Source organism: Corallococcus sp. 4LFB (assembly GCF_046520365.1).
In the GTDB taxonomy this organism is placed as follows: domain Bacteria; phylum Myxococcota; class Myxococcia; order Myxococcales; family Myxococcaceae; genus Corallococcus; species Corallococcus caeni.
Genome location: NZ_JBKGHJ010001211.1, coordinates 1 through 607, shown reverse-complemented (window position 1 = coordinate 607; position 607 = coordinate 1). Strand labels below are relative to the sequence as shown.

General features: G+C 74.0%; 1 protein-coding gene. It reads right to left on the bottom strand.

Features of this window, described 5'->3' with window-relative positions:
* Nucleotides 1-607, bottom strand: a 607-nt coding sequence (locus ACLEQD_RS44980) for a formate dehydrogenase accessory sulfurtransferase FdhD (protein WP_410392004.1), incomplete at both ends; no start/stop codon positions are given.

Below are 607 nucleotides of genomic sequence, written 5' to 3'. Positions count from 1 at the left end.
CCGGCGGAGTGCACGCCGCCGGTGTGCTCGAAGGTGTGCTGGAGGTCGCGCAGGCGTTCGGTGGCCAGGGCCACGGTGCGGGCGGAGAGGACGGGGCCGGGGGCGACGCGGTCGCAGCGGGCCATCAGGTCGTCCACGTCGCGGCGGCCGCACACGCCGCACGCGGAGGTGGTGAGGGTGCCGCGGCGGGTGGCCTCCACGCGCTCCAGGTCGAGCACGGCGCCAGCGGCGGGGACGACCTCCAGCACATTGCCGTATCCTTCCTCTCCGGGATGGCCGCAGTGGAAGAGGCTTCCCAGGTCGTCCCCATCAGTAAGGATGCCCTCGGCGAAGAGGAAGCCCACCGCGAGCTCGCGATCATGGCCTGGGGTTCGCATGGTGGTGGCGACGGTGTCGCCGCTCACGCGGATCTCCAGCGGCTCCTCCACGGCCACGCGGTCGTCCTCGGCCGCACGGAGGAGGTCACCGTCGAAGCGGCGCACCGCGCGGTGGGTGACGCCGCGCGGCTCTGGGAGGGAGACCTTCCGCGGCGCGGACTGATCACTCAGCCACGCGGTGAGGAAGTCCGCGACGGCGGGTGCGCCGCGGCAGGCGCGCGCGCGAGCAC